The organism is Porphyromonas levii (assembly GCF_018206105.1).
In the GTDB taxonomy this organism is placed as follows: domain Bacteria; phylum Bacteroidota; class Bacteroidia; order Bacteroidales; family Porphyromonadaceae; genus Porphyromonas_A; species Porphyromonas_A levii.
This window is the reverse complement of the sequence record NZ_JADRGN010000099.1, coordinates 1-467: the sequence shown is the minus strand read 5'-3', so window position 1 is coordinate 467 and position 467 is coordinate 1. Positions and strand designations below refer to the sequence as shown.

Genomic DNA, 467 nt, shown 5'->3' with positions numbered 1-467 from the left:
ACAGCTGTGATACAGGGCAATATGACGCTCGGTATGATGCTGGCGGTGCAGTACATTATCGGTCAGCTCAATAGTCCTGTGGAGCAACTCATACAATTCATCTACTCGTGGCAGGATGTGAGCATCAGCCTAGACCGTATGAATGAAATTCATACCGAAGAGAATGAGGAGAATAGTGACCGCCATGTCACCAGCTTTGCACTAGATAACTTAGACATCAAGGTGGAGAACCTCTCATTTAAGTACGACATCTATAGCCCAACTCCTATCCTAGACCATCTCAATCTTACTATCCCCAATGGCAAGGTAACGGCTATAGTGGGTGCCAGTGGAAGCGGAAAGACCACTTTGATTAAGCTACTGCTTGGGTATTATTCGCCGTTAGAGGGCAGTATAAAGGTGTCAGGAAGAGACCTCGAGGAGTACAATCTTAGCTGGTGGCGGAGCCACTGCGGAGCCGTGATGCA

The 467-nt window shown here is 48.0% G+C and carries 1 protein-coding gene; it reads left to right on the top strand.

Annotation, left to right across the window (positions count from 1 at the left end; translation table 11 throughout):
• On the top strand, positions 1 to 467 hold a 467-nt coding region (locus tag IX315_RS09665), incomplete at both ends, for an ATP-binding cassette domain-containing protein (RefSeq protein ID WP_211837427.1).